This is a genomic window from Methylobacterium sp. Leaf456, from assembly GCF_001425465.1.
Classification (GTDB): domain Bacteria; phylum Pseudomonadota; class Alphaproteobacteria; order Rhizobiales; family Beijerinckiaceae; genus Methylobacterium.
The window spans coordinates 41974-58187 of record NZ_LMQV01000043.1 but is presented as its reverse complement, the minus strand read 5'-3'; the positions used below and the strand labels follow the sequence as shown (position 1 = coordinate 58187).

The 16214-nt window shown below is 70.2% G+C and carries 14 protein-coding genes; 10 read left to right on the top strand and 4 right to left on the bottom strand.

What is annotated here, in order from left to right:
* Positions 1 to 56 precede the first annotated feature (56 nt).
* The 7 genes from ispG to ASG52_RS21775 all read left to right on the top strand — a co-directional run bounded on the left by ispG (position 57) and on the right by ASG52_RS21775 (position 9971).
* Positions 57 to 1385 carry a flavodoxin-dependent (E)-4-hydroxy-3-methylbut-2-enyl-diphosphate synthase gene (ispG, locus tag ASG52_RS21805; protein WP_056247753.1) on the top strand — a complete coding sequence of 443 codons (1329 nt, stop codon included), beginning with the start codon at positions 57 to 59 and terminating at the stop codon, positions 1383 to 1385.
* Between the two features lie 275 nt (positions 1386 to 1660).
* On the top strand, positions 1661 to 3679 hold the full coding sequence (locus ASG52_RS21800) for a potassium transporter Kup (protein WP_056247751.1): 2019 nt from the start codon (positions 1661 to 1663) through the stop codon (positions 3677 to 3679).
* A 317-nt stretch (positions 3680 to 3996) separates the two neighbouring features.
* Complete coding sequence (locus ASG52_RS21795; RefSeq protein WP_056247749.1) at positions 3997 to 6258, top strand: TonB-dependent siderophore receptor; 2262 nt, start codon at positions 3997 to 3999, stop codon at positions 6256 to 6258.
* A 121-nt stretch (positions 6259 to 6379) separates the two neighbouring features.
* Positions 6380 to 6853 carry a hypothetical protein gene (locus ASG52_RS21790; protein WP_056247747.1) on the top strand — a complete coding sequence of 158 codons (474 nt, stop codon included), beginning with the start codon at positions 6380 to 6382 and terminating at the stop codon, positions 6851 to 6853.
* A gap of 161 nt (positions 6854 to 7014) precedes the next feature.
* Complete coding sequence (locus ASG52_RS21785; protein WP_056247745.1) at positions 7015 to 8133, top strand: pyridoxal phosphate-dependent aminotransferase; 1119 nt, start codon at positions 7015 to 7017, stop codon at positions 8131 to 8133.
* Complete coding sequence (locus ASG52_RS21780; protein WP_056247743.1) at positions 8130 to 9062, top strand: prephenate/arogenate dehydrogenase family protein; 933 nt, start codon at positions 8130 to 8132, stop codon at positions 9060 to 9062. Before ASG52_RS21785 ends, ASG52_RS21780 begins: the two co-directional genes overlap by 4 nt.
* Positions 9063 to 9065: 3 nt before the next feature.
* The gene (locus ASG52_RS21775) at positions 9066 to 9971 is read left to right on the top strand and encodes a glycosyltransferase family 2 protein (protein WP_056247741.1); all 906 of its coding nucleotides are present in this window, start codon (positions 9066 to 9068) and stop codon (positions 9969 to 9971) included.
* 9 nt (positions 9972 to 9980) lie between these two features.
* On the opposite strand, the gene ASG52_RS21770 is transcribed toward ASG52_RS21775, so the two are convergent.
* Both ASG52_RS21770 and ASG52_RS21765 read right to left on the bottom strand, forming a co-directional pair.
* The gene (locus ASG52_RS21770; protein WP_056247738.1) at positions 9981 to 11084 is read right to left on the bottom strand and encodes a DUF2125 domain-containing protein; all 1104 of its coding nucleotides are present in this window, start codon (positions 11082 to 11084) and stop codon (positions 9981 to 9983) included.
* A 121-nt stretch (positions 11085 to 11205) separates the two neighbouring features.
* Positions 11206 to 11547, bottom strand: a complete 342-nt coding sequence (locus ASG52_RS21765) for a hypothetical protein (RefSeq protein ID WP_056247736.1) — start codon at positions 11545 to 11547, stop codon at positions 11206 to 11208.
* 391 nt (positions 11548 to 11938) lie between these two features.
* Here ASG52_RS21765 and lptE point away from each other — a divergent pair, with 391 nt between their 5' ends.
* From lptE to ASG52_RS21750, 3 genes are all read left to right on the top strand, one after another.
* Positions 11939 to 12493 (top strand): LPS assembly lipoprotein LptE, encoded by a 555-nt coding sequence (lptE, locus tag ASG52_RS21760; protein WP_056247734.1) that lies wholly within the window; start codon positions 11939 to 11941, stop codon positions 12491 to 12493.
* 133 nt (positions 12494 to 12626) lie between these two features.
* On the top strand, positions 12627 to 13658 hold the full coding sequence (gene holA, locus ASG52_RS21755; RefSeq protein ID WP_056247733.1) for a DNA polymerase III subunit delta: 1032 nt from the start codon (positions 12627 to 12629) through the stop codon (positions 13656 to 13658).
* An 84-nt stretch (positions 13659 to 13742) separates the two neighbouring features.
* Positions 13743 to 14591 carry an intradiol ring-cleavage dioxygenase gene (locus tag ASG52_RS21750; protein WP_200945655.1) on the top strand — a complete coding sequence of 283 codons (849 nt, stop codon included), beginning with the start codon at positions 13743 to 13745 and terminating at the stop codon, positions 14589 to 14591.
* Positions 14592 to 14598: 7 nt separating this feature from the next.
* On the opposite strand, the gene ASG52_RS21745 is transcribed toward ASG52_RS21750, so the two are convergent.
* Together ASG52_RS21745 and ASG52_RS21740 are read right to left on the bottom strand one after the other, a co-directional pair.
* Positions 14599 to 15018 carry a tellurite resistance TerB family protein gene (locus tag ASG52_RS21745; RefSeq protein WP_056247726.1) on the bottom strand — a complete coding sequence of 140 codons (420 nt, stop codon included), beginning with the start codon at positions 15016 to 15018 and terminating at the stop codon, positions 14599 to 14601.
* Between the two features lie 177 nt (positions 15019 to 15195).
* Positions 15196 to 16104, bottom strand: coding sequence for a ParB/RepB/Spo0J family partition protein (locus tag ASG52_RS21740; protein WP_056247724.1), 909 nt, complete (start codon positions 16102 to 16104; stop codon positions 15196 to 15198).
* Between the last annotated feature and the right edge of the window lie 110 nt (positions 16105 to 16214).

The window sequence follows — 16214 nt, the reverse complement described above, 5'->3', positions numbered from 1 at the left end:
CGGGACGCCCCGAGGCCGGCACGCGCGGACAGGTTCAGACGACCCGCGAAGGCACGATGGAAGTCATGGAAGCTCCCGACGCCCTGGCAAACCCGATCGAGGCTCAGAGCCCGAACATGCGCGGGCCGGAGATCGCAGGGCCCGCCCCGCGCCACCGCACCGTCGGCGTGCAGATCGGCGAGGGCGAGGGGGCGGTCACCGTCGGCGGCGGCGCGCCGATCGTCGTGCAGTCGATGACCAACACCGACACCGCCGATATCGACGCCACCGTGGCCCAGGTCGCCCAGCTGGCGCGGGCCGGCTCGGAACTGGTGCGCATCACCGTGGATCGCGACGAGGCGGCCGCCGCCGTCCCGAAGATCCGCGAGCGCCTCGACCGCATCGGCTGCCACGTGCCGCTGGTGGGCGATTTCCACTATATCGGCCACAAGCTCCTGTCCGACCATCCGGCCTGCGCCGAGGCGCTGGCCAAATACCGGATCAATCCGGGCAATGTCGGCTTCAAGGAGAAGAAGGACGTCCAGTTTTCGACCATCGTCGAGCAGGCGATCAAGTACGGCAAGACGGTCCGCATCGGCGCGAACTGGGGCTCGCTCGACGAGGCCCTGCTGACGCACCTGATGGACGAGAACGCCCGTTCGGCGAAGCCCATCGATGCCCGCGCGGTGATGCGCGAGGCGATGGTGCAGTCGGCGCTGACCTCCGCCGACCGCGCGGTGGAACTCGGCCTGCCGCAGGACCGCATCATCCTCTCGGCCAAGGTCTCGGCGGTGCAGGACCTGATCGCGGTCTACCGCGAGGTCGCGCGCCGCTCGGACTACGCGATCCATCTCGGCCTGACCGAGGCCGGCATGGGCTCGAAGGGCATCGTCGCGGCCTCGGCCGCCATCGGCGTGCTGCTGCAAGAGGGCATCGGCGACACGATTCGCTACTCGCTGACGCCCGAGCCTGGCGGCGACCGCACCGTGGAGGTGAAGGCCGCCCAGGAACTCCTGCAGACCATGGGTTTCCGGACGTTCGTGCCGCTGGTGGCCGCCTGCCCCGGTTGCGGCCGCACCACCTCGACCACGTTCCAGGAGCTGGCCCGCGACATCCAGAACTGGATCACCACCTCCATGCCGGAGTGGAAGAAGACCTATCCGGGCGTCGAGAGCCTGAACGTCGCGGTGATGGGCTGCATCGTCAACGGGCCGGGCGAATCGAAGCACGCCGACATCGGCATCTCGCTGCCCGGCACCGGCGAGACCCCGACCGCCCCGGTCTTCATCGACGGCAAGAAGGCGATGACGCTCCGCGGCGCGACGCTGGCCAAGGACTTCGAGGGCATCGTCATCGACTACATCGAGCGCCGTTTCGGCCAGGGCAAGCGCGACGCCGCCGAGTAAGGCGCGCCTGCCCCGGAAAGACTGCCGGCCCCGGAGCCGTATCCGGGGCCCGTGCCGCGTGATAAAGCCGACCGAGCTTGAGCGCCCCGCGAGGCCGTGATGTCCGGCCCGAACCTTGCGACCCCGAGACATCCGACGCCCCCGGCGCGTCCCTCCGTCGCGAGGGCACCTGCCCCGGCGGCGGGCCGGCGCCCGACTGGGCGACCGACGCACCCCCTTCACGCGATTCCGGCAGAGTCCTGCCGACGATGCGCGCACCCGAACCCCATGGTCCGATGACCCAGCCTGCCAGCCCGAGCCTGCCGGCCGATCCCCGCCCGGCTTCCGCCCAGGCCACGCCTCCGGCGTCCGGCGCCGGCGGCCCCGCGCCCGGCGAGGGCGGCCCCGTTGCGACCGCCGCCGGGGCCGCGGACGCCTCCGCGGAAGCGGCCCACGGCCACGCCCGCACCGGCTTCTGGACGCTGACCGTCGGCTCGGTCGGCGTCGTCTACGGCGATATCGGCACGAGCCCGCTCTACGCCTTCCGCGAGGCGCTCGCCCCCTCCCGCGTCGACGGCATCCTGCTGCCCGAGGAGGTGATCGGCACCACCTCGCTCATCATCTGGGCGCTGCTCTTGATCGTCACGATCAAGTACGTCGCGATCCTGCTGCGGATGGACAACAACGGCGAAGGCGGCATCCTCTCGCTGATGGCCAAGGCCCGTCAGGCGCTCGGCGGTTCCAAGCTCGTGTTCGTCTTAGGGCTGCTCGGGGCCTCGCTGTTCTACGGCGATTCCGTCATCACCCCGGCGATCTCGGTGCTGTCGGCGGTGGAGGGCCTCAAGCTCGTCACGCCCGCCTTCGACGGTGTCGTGCTGCCGATCACGGTGGCGATCATCGTCGGCCTGTTCGCGGTCCAGAGCCATGGCACCGCCCGCGTCGCGACCTTCTTCGGGCCGGTCATGGTGGTGTGGTTCCTGGCGCTGGGGGCCGCCGCGATCCCCTATATCGTCGGCAATCCCGGCGTGCTCGCCGCCTTCAATCCCTGGTACGCGCTGCATTACCTGCTCGGCCACGGCACCGGCGCGCTGGTGGCGCTCGGCGCGGTGTTCCTGGCGGTGACGGGGGCGGAGGCCCTGTTCGCCGATCTCGGCCATTTCGGGCGCCGGCCGATCCAGGTGGCGTGGCTGTTCCTCGTCGCGCCCTGCCTCGTGCTGAACTATCTCGGCCAGACCGCGCTGGTGCTGGCCAAGCCCGAGACCACCGATCCGTTCTACCAACTCGTGCCCGAATGGGGCCTGATCCCCATGGTGCTGCTCGCCACCATCGCCACGGTGACGGCGAGCCAGGCGGTCATCACCGGGGCGTTCTCGCTGTCGCGGCAGGCGATCCAACTCGGCATGCTGCCGCGCATGGAGATCCGCCACACCTCGGAGGCGCATTCGGGCCAGATCTACCTGCCGCGGATCAACATGCTCCTGGCGCTCGGCGTCGTGATCCTGGCGGTCACGTTCCGCTCGTCCTCGGCGCTCGCCTCGGCCTACGGCATCGCCGTCACCGGCACGATGCTGCTGACCGCCTCCATGGCCTACGTGGTGCTGTGGAAGGTCGCGCGCCTGACGCCCGTGGTCGCTGGCCTCGTGATGGCGCCGTTCATCGTCCTCGAGTTCCTGTTCATGCTTTCGAACCTGCTCAAGGTGCACGAGGGCGGCTACGTCCCCCTGATGCTCGCGGGCGGGCTGATGCTGATGATGTGGACCTGGGTGCGGGGCGTGGCGATCCTCGTCAACAAGACCCGCAAGACCGACGTGCCGCTGGTCGAACTCGTCGGCATGCTGGAGAAGAGTGCCTCGTATCACCGGGTGAAGGGCACGGCGGTGTTCCTGACGAGCGATCCCGACATCGCCCCGGCGGCGCTGCTGCACAACATGAAGCACAACAAGGTGATCCACGAGAAGAACGTGGTGCTCACCGTCGAGACCATGGACCGGCCGCGGGCGCCGGAATCCGAGCGGGTGCGGATCGATCCGGTGGGGCCGGGCTTCTACCGGGTGGTCATGCGGTTCGGCTTCATGGAGACGCCCAACATCCCCCGCACGCTGTCGCTGCTCAAGCGCGAGGGCTTCAAGTTCGACATCATGTCGACCTCGTTCTTCCTCTCGCGCCGCTCGATCCGCCCCGCGGCCCATTCGGGCATGCCGCTGTGGCAGGACCGCATTTTCATTACCTTGGCCAAGAACGCCAACGACGCCACGGACTTCTTCCAGATCCCGACGGGCCGCGTCGTCGAAGTCGGCACTCAAGTCACCGTCTAACGGGTTCCCAAAGGGCAAGCCCTTTGGTGGGGCGCCGGGGCAGAGCCCCGGCATCGTGCGCTGCAACCTGACGCCCCGTGCCGCACACCGCGACACGGGGCGCGCGCATTTCTGTGACACTCCCGCTACAGCCCCCCGGCTTTCGCCGAGCTTCACCCCCGCCCGCCTTGCCCCGCGGGCCGGGACTGATACGGCTGTGCTTACAAAAACCCTGTAATAACAGCAGTTTAGCATAATTCCAAACTGTCGGTCCGGCGGCGCGAGAGGCTCGCGACCGCCCGGATCGGCCGGTTTGGACAGATGGGGCTCACACGGTGATGCGGTCGGTTCACACACGGGTCGGCGGACACGAACTTCGGCACGGATTGCGGCAGGCGACCCTGGCGGGCGCCTCGCTGCTGGCCCTCACGGTCGGCGCGCTCGCTCAGCAGAGCACGCGCCTCGACGAGATTTCCGTTCAGGGCGAGGGCGGCAACGGAGGCGCCACGGCCGGCCGCGCGCTGCCGGGCCCGCGCGGTCCGGCCGTGGCGCCGGTCGAGGATCCGCGCGGGCCGGTGAACGGCTTCGTCGCGACCCGCTCGGCGACGGCGACCAAGACCAACACGCCGCTGATCGAGACGCCGCAATCCGTCACGGTCGTCGGCCGTCAGCAGATCGAGGCGCAGGGCGCCCAGACGCTGACGCAGGCGACGGCCTACACCGCCGGCATCTATTCGGGCGTGTTCGGCGCCGACGAGCGCGTGGACTTCTTCACTTTGCGCGGCTTCGTGGCGAGCGATTACGGCCTCTACAAGGACAGCCTCCAGCTCTTGAATTACGGCTTCGGCACCTTCAAGGTGGATATCTTCGGCCTGGAGCGCATCGAAGTGCTGCGCGGCCCTTCGGCGGTGCTGTTCGGCGCCGGCAATCCGGGCGGCATCGTCAACCAGATCACCAAGCGGCCGACGCTCACGTCGTTCGGCAACGTCGAACTCGGTGGCGGCTCGTTCGGCCAGACCTACGCGGCCTTCGATGTCGGCGGGCCGACGGACGACAAGGGCCAGCTGTTCTATCGCCTCACCGGCATAGGTCGGCAGGGCGGCACGCAGGTCGATGGCGCCGATTCCGACCGCATCTACATCGCCCCGGCCGTCACGTGGCGGCCGGACGGCGGCACCTCGCTGACGGTGCTGACGAGCTACCAGCGCGACTCGACGGCCTTCACGGCGAACTTCCTGCCCTATTCCGGCACCGTGAAGCCCAACGATTTCGGCCTGCGCATCCCCCGTTCGCTCAATGTCGGCGATCCGAGGCTCAACACCTTCCAGCGCGCCCAGGCCTTCGCCGGCTACGAGTTCGAGCACGCTCTAGATTCGACTTGGACGCTGCGGCAGAACCTGCGCTACTCGTTCAGCGACGCGTTCCTGAACACCTACATCAACCAGACCGGTTATGCCGACGCGGCGCAGACGCAACTCGGGCGCTACCAGTTCCTGACGAGTTCGAAAATCGGCCTGTTCCAGGTCGACAACCAAGCCGAGGCGCGCTTCTCGGACGGGCTGTTCCAGCACGACCTGATCCTCGGCGTCGACTACAAGAACTTCACCCTGCACGACAATCAGGGCACCAACTTCTCCGCTGGCTACGCGGTGGACCCGATCAGCATCCTGAACCCCAACTACGGACAACCGGTGCGGGGCCGGCCTGCGCCCTACCTCGTCAACGTCAACCGGTTCCAGCAGCTCGGTCTCTACGCGCAGGATCAGATCAAGCTGACCGACCGCCTGAGCCTCATCGGCGGCCTGCGCCAGGACTTCGCCGAGAGCATCGTCGAGGACAAGCTCTTCGCCGGAGCCAACAGCCGGGAACGCCGGGACAATGCACTGACCGGCCGCATCGCGTTGCTCTACAATTTCGATCCCGGCATCGCGCCCTACGTCGCCTATTCCACGTCGTTCCAGCCGCAGATCGGCCCGGACGTGATCACGACGCAGGCCCTCGTGCCGGATCGCGGCGAGCAGATCGAAGTCGGCCTGAAGGTCGAGCCGGTCGGCGCCGGCTACTCCCTGACGGTCGCGGCCTTCGACCTCGTGCGCGACAATCCGCCGATCCCGTTCAACTTTGGGACGACGCAGCTCGGCACCGTGCGGTCGCGCGGCATCGAAGGGCAGTTCGTCGCCAACCTCGCCGAGGGCCTGAACGTCGTTGCGGCCGTCACGCATTACGATCTGGAATATACGAAGGTCCGCAGCCCCTCTCTCAATTTCCTCATCGGCAAGACGCCGACGAACATCCCCGAAACCTTCGCATCGGTCTTTGCCGACTACACAATCCCCTTCGGCGAATGGCGCGGCTTCGGCTTCGGCGGTGGCGTGCGCTACGTCGGGCGCTCGTTCGCCGACCAGAACAACTTCTTTAAGGTGCCGGAATACGTGCTGTTCGACGCGACCGTACACTACAACTGGAACGACCACTGGCGCGCGTCGATCACCGCCTCCAACATCGGCGATCGGCGCTTCGTCTCCTCCTGCCAAGCGGAACTCTCGTGCTTCTACGGCGAGGCCCGTCGCGTCATCGCCAACGTGAACTACCGGTGGTGAACCGCAGCAGGGCCCGTCCGCGGGCCCTGGCCGGGCTTTGACGCGGGGGCCGGCCGGCCTATCTCGGGGCTCTCCGACTTTAAGCGGATCGTGAGAATCCGCGGCCCCCGAGGAACGTCCGATGACCGCCCGCCTTCTGCTCGCCGCCGCCCTCGTCGGCGGCCTTCTCGCTCCGGCCGCCGCGCAGGAGCCCGCCACGCCGCCCAAGCCGACCCCACCCGCGGAGAGCGCCGCGCCGAAGGCCGAGGCGCCGGAGCCGGGGCAGCCGCGCTCGATCCGCAATGCGCCGAGCCCGCGGGCACTGGAATTCGCCGCCTACATCTTCTCCGCCGTCAACGTCTGCGGCTACGTCCTCAACACCGGTGAATTCGAGACGCTGCTCGCCAAGCAGAACACGCGCCCCGAGGACGTCAGCCCGCGCGGGCCGTTCGGCAACCGGGTGATGGGCATCTTCACGCTGATGTCGAACCAGATGAATCTCAACCGCGAGCAGGCCTGCATCGCGGTGGCCGGCGAGTACGGCCCGGAGGGCACGGTCACCAAGAACGTGCTGCTGCCGCCGGGGAGCACCCCGCCGGAGAAGAAGCCCAACTGAGAGCCGATCGCCGCCGCCGCACATGCGGGGCGGTGCTCGCCCACCGGGCAACCTGATGGAGGCGGGGCCCAGCTCCGCGTGAGCCGGCGCATCGACCGGCTCTCGCACGCACGCGAAATGCTGTAGAGGGACGGCCATTCTCTTCGCCGCCCCGTGCTGCCATGTCCGCTTCCTCCTCTGCTCTGCGCCCCCTCCCCCGTCCGGGCGTGCTCGCCATCGAGGCCTACGTGCCCGGCAAGAGCGCCGCGCCGGGCGTGGCCAAGATTCACAAGCTGTCGTCCAACGAGACGCCGCTGGGCCCGAGCCCCCGCGCCGTCGAGGCCTTGCAGGCGGAGGCCGGCACGCTGGCGCTCTATCCCGACGGCACCTCTGCGCGCCTGCGCGAGGCCATCGGCGCGCGCTACGGGCTCGATCCGGCCCGGATCGTCTGCGGCGCGGGCTCGGACGAACTGCTGACGCTCTTGGCGCTCGCCTTCGTCGGCCCCGGCGACGAGGGCATTTTCTGCGAGCACGGCTTCCTCGTCTACCGCATCGCCATTCTGACGGCGGGCGGCACCCCGGTGGTGGCGCCGGAGACCGACCTGACCGCGAACGTCGATGCGATCCTGGCCGCGGTCACGCCGCGCACCCGCATCGTCTATCTGGCCAACCCCAACAACCCGACCGGCACCTACCTGCCGTTCGACGAGGTGCGCCGCCTGCACGCCGGCCTGCCGGGCAACGTGCTGCTCGTGCTCGACGGGGCCTACGCCGAATACGTGCGCGCCAACGACTACTCGGCGGGCCGGGAGATGGCGCTGGAGGCCGGCAATGTCGTGATGACCCGCACCTTCTCGAAGATTCACGGGTTGGCGGCCCAGCGCATCGGCTGGATGGTCGGGCCGGAGCCGGTGGTCGATGCCCTCAACCGCATCCGCGGGCCGTTCAACCTCTCGGCCGGCGCCATCGCGGCGGGTGCGGCGGCCATCGCCGACGACGCCCATGTCGCGAAGGCGATCGCCCACAACGACGAATGGCTCGCCTGGCTCGCCCGCGAGGTCGAGGCTTTGGGGCTCACCGTCACGCCGAGCGTCGGCAACTTCCTCCTCATCCACTTCCCCGACACGCCCGGCCGCACCGCCGCGGAGGCCGACGCCCACCTGACGCGGGCCGGCGTGATCGTGCGGCGCGTGACCTCCTACGGCCTGCCCGATGCCCTGCGGGTGACGGTGGGCAGCGCGGAATCCAACCGCGCGTTCGTGGCCGCGCTGACCGGGTTCCTGCGCGGAGAGGGCGCGTGAGCGTCGAGCGCCTCGCCATCGTCGGCCTCGGGCTGATCGGCTCCTCCATCGCCCGCGGCGCCCGCACCTACGGGCTCGCGAAACACATCGTCGCCATCGACCGCGACCGCCATGTGATCGAGCGGGTGCAGGCGCTCGGCATCAGTGATCTCGCCACGACCGACGCCGCGGAGGGCGTGCGGGAGGCCGATCTCGTGATCCTGTGCGTGCCGGTCGGCGCCATCGGCGCGGTGGCCGAAACCATCGCGCCGCATCTGAAGCCCGGCGCGGTCGTCTCCGATGTCGGCTCGGTCAAGGCCGCGGTGGTCGCGGCCGTCACGCCGCACCTCGCGGAGGCCAATGCGTTCGTGCCGGCCCATCCGGTGGCCGGCACCGAGTATTCCGGGCCGGATTCCGGCTTCGCCACCCTGTTCTCGAACCGCTGGTGCATCCTCACCCCGCCCGACGGCGCCAACGAGGAAGCGGTCGAGCGGGTCCGCGCCCTGTGGCAGGGCCTGGGCGCCATCGTCGAGACCATGACGCCGGAGCACCACGACCTCGTGCTCGCCATCACCAGCCACGTGCCGCACCTGATCGCCTACAACATCGTCGGCACCGCGGCCGACCTCGAAGAGGTCACGCAGTCCGAAGTCATAAAATTCTCGGCCGGCGGATTCCGCGACTTCACCCGGATCGCGGCCTCCGACCCGACCATGTGGCGTGACATCTTCCTGACCAACCGCGAGGCGGTGCTGGAGATGCTCGGGCGCTTCAACGAGGATCTGTCGGCGCTGTCGCGGGCGATCCGCTGGGGCGACGGCGAGGCGCTGCACGAGCTGTTCACCCGCACCCGCACGATCCGCCGCGGCATCGTCGCCATGGGCCAGGAGACCGCGGAGGCCGATTTCGGCCGCGCCCGCACCGCCGCGCCCGCGTCCGTGCAGGGCTGAGCGATGCGCCGTCTCACCCTCGTCACGACCGCCCGCGACCAGGGCCCCCGCCTCGTCGAGTGGCTGGCCTTCCACCGCGCGGCGGGTGTGCGCGACGTCGTGGTCTACGACGACGAGAGCCGCGACGACACCGCCGCGATCCTCGCCGCGCACAAAGCCCTCGGCGTCGTCCGCGTGCCCTGGCCCGAGGCCCGGGGGGCGGCCCACCTGCTGACGCCCCAGGACCATTTTCTGGCCGCCCGCGCCCGGTTCTTTCCCTTCGCGGTCTTCCTCGACCCCGACGAGTTCCTGATGCCGCTGCCGGGCGATCACATCGAGCGGTGGCTGCGCGAGGTGCCGCCCCATGCCGGCACCGTGCAGTTCGCCCCCCGCGCCTTCGCGCCCGTGGCAGGCGCAAGCCCGACCGATCTCGTGCTGCGCCGCTTTGCCCCCGCTCTGGAGGCGTCCGGCGAAGAGCGCCGCCCGACCCGCGGGCTCTACCGCCACGGCGCCGTCACGCTGATCCGCGACGCGCTGCGGCCGGAGGTGGTCCAGGGCGAGCGCCTCACCGCCGATTTTTTGCCGTTCGAGGGCGATGTCCCGGCCCCAACCCGGGGCGGGAAGATCCGGCTCGTCCGCTGCGACGCCACTGCCACCGCCACCGGTCGGCCCGATCCGACGGTGCAGGACTGGATCGAGCCGACGCTCACCGATATGCGCCTGTTCCTCGCCGACCTGCGCGAGCGCGCGCCCGAGGCGGCCGCGCGCTTCCGGGCGCTGTCGGCCGACGTGCCCGAACTCGACGCGCCGGTCCCGAGGGGGGACCTCGGTTGGTGGCGCTGGCATCAGCTCCATCGCCGCCGCCTGGAGACGGCGGGGCGCACCGTACGCCGGATGGTGCTCCGCCGCGGCCCTGCGCCGTGGGCGTGAAAGCGGCGCTCAATAGAGCGCCGGCAGCACCACGTTCGGCACGGCGAACGGCCCGAGCATCAGCCGCCCGTCGCCGAGCTTGAGCGTCGGCAACGGCTTGAGGGCGTCGGCGCCGTTCTCCGCAACGGCGGCGTCGCCCTCCTCCTTGCGGCGCAGGCCGCCCAGGAACTGGCCGACGAGATTGCCGATCAGCGCGCCCTTGTCGGCCCCGTAGCGCTGGCCCATCACCTGCCCGACCAGCGCCTCCAGCCCGACCGCGCGCAGGTCGAACCGCCCCTCCGGCCGGTGTGCCGCGTCGAGCCCGACGGTGCCCTTGGCCTGGAGCCGGCGCTCGCCCTTGGCGATCGACAGCCGCGTCACGTCGAGCCGCCCGCCGGCTTGGCGCCACGTCTCCAACTCGCGCGCGACGGTGCCGGTGCGCAGCACGGCCGCCTGCTCGATGGTGGTGTCGAGGTCGATGTCGGCCGGGTCCGGGCTGCCGGCGAGCGCGTCGAGGCGCGGCACGGCGGCTTTCGCGAGGCGCAGGCTCACATCGACGGCGCCGTCGGTGGCGAAGCGCCCCGGCGTCGGCCGGGCATGCAGTTCGAGATGGTTGGCGGCGAAATCGATCGGCCCGGGATCGGGCGTGCTCACCACGCCCTTGGGGCCATCGACCACGAGGGAGGCGCGGCTGAAGCCGTCGGAGGCCGCGTGGAAGCTCGCCTCCAGCGACGTCCACGTCACGTCGGCGCTGAGATCGCCCTGCTCCACCCGGAACGGGCCGGTGGCTTCGAGGAGGACGAGCCGCGGATCGTAAACCTGCACGACCACGGTGAGCGGCCCGAGGGCGAAGCTGCCGTCCGAGCGGGCGAAACGCAGGGAAGCGCAGCGCAGTTCGAGCCGGAACGGGTAGCCGGTGATCGAACGGTCGGCACAGGTCCATTGCCGGCCGGCCTTGGCCTCCTGTTCTAGCCAGCCGTCCATCTCGCTTTGCGCCCGCGCCCGGATCAGGAACCAGCTGACGGTCCAGACCAGCACCAGGGCGCCGAGGAGGATGTAGGGGAGGAACAGGCCGATCCGCCTGCGGGGCCGGTCACTCGGTCCGCCGGAAATCGGGGAAGAAGTCTGCGCCATCAAGGTCGTCCTGCGCGGCCCGGCGAAGCGGCCGGGCGGAGCGTGTTTGGAGACCGGGCGCGCGCAAGGCAAGTGCGCGGTGTGCCGCCGCGATTCGATCCGCGGGCGTCAGGAAGCGGCGTCAGGCGGTCGCCGCCTCGTCGAGCACCAGGTCCGCCACGATGGCGCGGCGCTCGTCGTCGCCTTCGGCGAGGCGATGCACGTGCATCTCGGTCGCGCCCTTCTGACGGACGCGGGTGAGCCAGCCGCGGGTCAGCCGCTCGCGCGGGCTCTCGCCGGTCGCCGTCACCGAGACCGGCTGGGCGATGCCGGCGCCGTCGCGGCGCACCGCGATCAGCACCGCCGGCCCGACCTCGGTCAGGTCGGACGCGGCGATCTCGTGGACGCCGACGACGTAGCGCCGGCCCGAGCGCCCGCGCCACGCGCTCAAGGCCAGGGCCGGGCTGCCGCGCAGGCCCGCCATCGTTCGCAGACGCTCCTCGCGCACATCCGCTCTCCGGGTTCGGTCGTCCCTCAGGTCGCGCAAAGCGACCGACCAGGACAGGGCTCGTTTGTTCGCCATTTGTTCTGTTCTACCCCTCGCGTTCGCTCAGCGTCAAGGCGTGGTCGAAGGCGTGAATGCGGTAGACCTGAGGTGGGGATCGCCGCCCTGCGGCACAAGCGCGAGGACCGGTCCTTGTGCCGCATCGGCTTTGTCCGAGAGCCGGCATCCACCTTTCGGGCCGATGCTGAGATCATCGTCTCGCCGCAGAGGGTTCGTAAAGCATGGACTCGTAGGATGACCGGGCGCGAGGCTTGCCGTACAAGCGAGACTGTTGCGCGGGTCGCGTCGGGGAGCAGCCGTGAGGCATCGGATGGGTGTGGCGTCGGACAGGCCGGGAGCCCGGATCGCGCGGGTGGCGCTCGCGCTCGGGCTCGCGCTCAATCTCGGCGCTTGCTTCCGCCCCCTCTACGGGCCGACCGCCTCGGGCGAATCGATGCAGACCGTGCTCGCCGCGATCCAGGTCGATGACGTCGTGATGGCGCAGGATCAGGAGCGACTCGGGCATTACCTGCGCAGCGAACTCATCTTCGCCCTCGACGGCTCGGGCCAGGCCGGCCCGCCCAAGCGCTACCGGCTGAAGATGCAGGGCAGCGAGCAGGTGCAGACGCCGATCGTCTCCTCCACCACCGCCCGCGCCGAGGCCGGCACCATCGTCGGCACGATCAAATATTCGTTGGAGAGCACCGACGGCGTGCGGATCATCACCGAGGGCGTGGCCACCTCGACCGCGACCTACGACCGCTCGATCCAGCGCTTCGCCTCGCTGCGCGCCGCGCGCGACGCCGAGATCCGGCTCGCCAAGGTGCTGGCCGAGCAGATCAAGACCCGCATCGCCTCCGTCCTCGCCGTGAAGCCGAACAGCTGAGACCAATCGGCGATAATCATGCCTCATCGCCGATTGCCCCCGCGCAAGGGGCTGAGACTTGGGGGCGGCCGCCGTCCGCGGGACGCATGGAACAGGACCATCGGTCATGTTCCATGCAACTGGATATAAGACCATGACCGCGGTCAAGGCCGGGGATGTCGAGGGTCTGATCCGGCGCGGGCCCGATCCGCGCGTGCCCGTGGTCCTGATCTACGGCCCCGATACCGGCCTCGTCGCCGACCGGGCGGCGCGGCTGATCGCCAAGATCGTGACTGACCCGGACGATCCCTTCGCCCTGATCCGCCTCGACGGCGACGTGCTGGCGGGCGATCCCGGCCGCCTCGTGGACGAGGCCGGCACGCTCGGTATGTTCGGCGGCGCGCGCACGATCTGGGTGCGCTCGGGCAGCCGCAACTACGCCCCCGCGGTCGACGCCGCCTTGAAGGCCCCGATCGAGGGCGCCCGCATCGTCGTCGAGGCCGGCGACCTCGCCAAGTCGGCGCCCCTGCGCACGCTGTGCGAGGGCTCGCCGAAGGCGCTCGCCCTCCCCTGCTACCCCGACGACGAGCGCACGCTGGCCGACCTCATCGACCGCACGCTGCAAGAGGACGGGCTGCGCATCGATCGCGACGCCCGCGACCTGCTCGCCGGCAGCCTCGGCAGCGACCGCCGCGCCAGCCTCTCCGAGATCGGCAAGCTCGCCCTGTTCGCCCGTGGCCAGAGCAGTGTGGCCGTCGAGGATGTCGAGGCGATCGTCAGCGATGTCGGCGCGAGCGTCCTCAACGAGTTGATCGACGCCGCCTTCGCCGGGCGCGCGAGCGACGCCGAGCGTACCTATCGCCGCTTCCGCCACGAGGGCATGGACCCCTCCGTGATGCTCGGCGCGGGGCTTCGCCACGCCCTGCAATTGCTGTCGCTGCGGCTCGACAATCCCCGCGGTAGCGCGAGCCAGATCGTCGCCAATTGGCGCGGCCTGCATTTCCGCCGCAAGGCCACCGCCGAGATGCAGCTCGCCCGCTGGTCGGCGGAAGGCCTGCGCCCCGCGGTGGCGTGGCTGCAGGACGCGGTGCTGGCCTGCCGCCGTGCCGATCCGGACCTCGCCCACGCCCAGGCGCAGGCAATTTTTTTGCGGATCGCCGTCGAGGCTTCGCGGCGGCGCGCCTGAACGCCACCGTGACGAACGGAAACGATAGAGACATCTTGGCGGTGTAGCGCTCGCGCGAACCACCACCGGGAGACCGTCATGCCGTTGCCGTCGAGTTCGCGCCGCGGGCTGCTCTCCGTTCTCGGTCTCGGCGCCGCCGGGATGCTGTCGCGCCCCGCCGCCGCGGCAGCGCCCGCGGACGAGACCAGCGAAGGCGCCTGCCTGCTGACGCCGCAGGCGATCGAGGGCCCGTTCTATACCGATCCCCGCCTCGTGCGCGCCGACATCACCGAGGGCCGCGCGGGCGTGCCGCTGCGCCTGCGGCTGCGCGTGATCGAGGCCGGCCCCTGCACGCCGCTGGCCGGTGCTCGTGTCGATGTCTGGCACTGCGACGCGCAGGGTCTCTACTCGGCCTATCCGGGACAGGGCGATTCCCGCCGCGTCGACACCAGCGGCCAGACCTTCCTCCGCGGGACGCAGGAGACCGACGCGAGAGGGTGGGCGGCGTTCGACACGATCTATCCGGGCTGGTACCCGGGGCGGGCGACCCACATCCATCTCAAGGTCTTTCTCGACCGGCGCACGGTTCTGACGGGGCAGATCTATTTCCCCGATGCGCTGAGCGAGTTCCTCTACACCCAGGTTTCGGCCTATGGTGGACGCAAGGTGGAGCGGCTCGTCGTCAACGCCAATGACGGCATCGCCCGCGAAGAGGATCCGCAGCGGCGCGCCTTCTGCGCCGTGAAGGAGGAGCGCGACCGCTACGTCGCGAGCCTCGTCATCGGCGTGAACCGCGTCGCCGACGTCGCCGGCCTCACCGACTGGCCCGTGACGCCCTCCGGCCGGCCGGAGCGCCCGCCGCCGGGGCCGCCGCCCGGCGGGTTCGGGCCGCCGCGCCTCGCCCTCAAGGACCGGCTCGCCGCCCTCGTGCCGGGACTGGGGCGGCGGCCCTGATCCGACTTCAGCGGTCCAGCACGGCCCGGTCGTTCTTGGCGACCAGGGTGCGGAAATGCGGGGTCAGCTCGGCTTCGCTCAGCCCGAAATTCTGGGCGAACTCCATGATCAGCCGCTGCTCGCCGGGCTCGGCCTCGCCGTCTGCCATGGCGCTGTCGATCATGTTGAGGACGATGCAGAGCCTCTGGTCCGGCCGCAGCCGCGGAGTCGCCTCAGTCAGGAATTGCTGCGGCGGGGTCGAGCGGGCGTAGCGCAGCAGCGCGTCGAGCTGCTGCCGGGTGGTGTTGCGGTCGAGCACCGACATCAGGTGGCCCAGCTCCTCCGGATCGAGCTCGCCGTCGGAGCCCATGCAGTAGAGCAGCGAGATCACGAGGCAGTTGCGCGGCGTCAGGTCGAGCGGCGATTGCGACTTGAACATGTTGAACATTGTCGTGCCTCCGGCCTCGATCCGCTCGGGGCGGATGGGCCGGAGGCTGATAGACGCGTTGATCAGTCCTGTCGATGGGATCGAGGCCCGACGATCTCGCCGATGATTTAATCCGATTTGTCCGGCGTGCTCAGCCGGCAAATCTATTCTTGGTCCGATCAATAACGCGCGAGCGCGTTACGCCCCTGACGCATTGCCCCCGAGCTTGCGGCAGAGCGCGTCGCGCTCCTCGGCACTGGCGTAGCGGATGCGGATTTCCCCCTCCCCGCTCGCCTTGTCCTTGACCGCCACCGCATGGCCGAGCGCGCGCGCCAGCACGTCCTCCAGGGAGCGGAGCGTCGCGTCGCTGCCCGAAGCCCGGCGGGGGCGGCCGGGGCGAGGCGCCTCGGATTCGGTGGCGTTGTCGGCCGCGGCCAATGCCTCGACCTCGCGCACCGACAGGCCCTCGGCCACGATGCGGCGGGCGATAGCCTCAGCGTCGCGCACCGAGAGCAGCGCGCGGGCATGCCCCGCGGTGATCTCGCCCGCCGTCACGCGATCCTGGATCGCGGGCGGAAGCTGCAGCAGCCGCAGGGTGTTGGCGAGGTGGCTGCGGCTCTTGCCGAGCAACTCGGCGAGTTCGGCCTGGGTGTACTGGAACTCGCCCATCAGCCGCTCGTAGCCCGCCGCCTCTTCGATGGCGTTGAGGTCGGTGCGCTGGACGTTTTCGAGGATCGCGTATTCGAGTGAGGTGCGATCATCGATCTCGACGACGACGACCGGCACCTCGGTGATCCCGGCCCGCTGCGCCGCCCGCCAGCGGCGCTCGCCGGCCACGATCTCGAAGGTGCCGGGCACGGCCGGCAGGGGCCGGGCGACGATGGGCTGGATCACGCCGCGCTGGCGGATCGAGGCAGCCAACTCTTCGAGTTCCGGCTCGGAGAAGCGGCGGCGGGGGTTGCGCGGGTTCGGCCGCAGGAATTCGACCACGACCTTGCGCTGCGATTGCGGCGGCCGGGCATCCTCCCGCGGCGCATCGTCGGAGAAGTCGCCGATCAGGGCCGCGAGCCCGCGCCCGAGCCGCGGCCGCGCCGCATCATCCGCCATCGCCACTGGGAAACTCCGTTACTGAACAGGACTTTTAGCCGCGCAACGGCGCGGCGGCGGGCGTCCGCCGGATGCGTCGAGCCCGCCAAGGGCGGGTTCGATGCACCAAA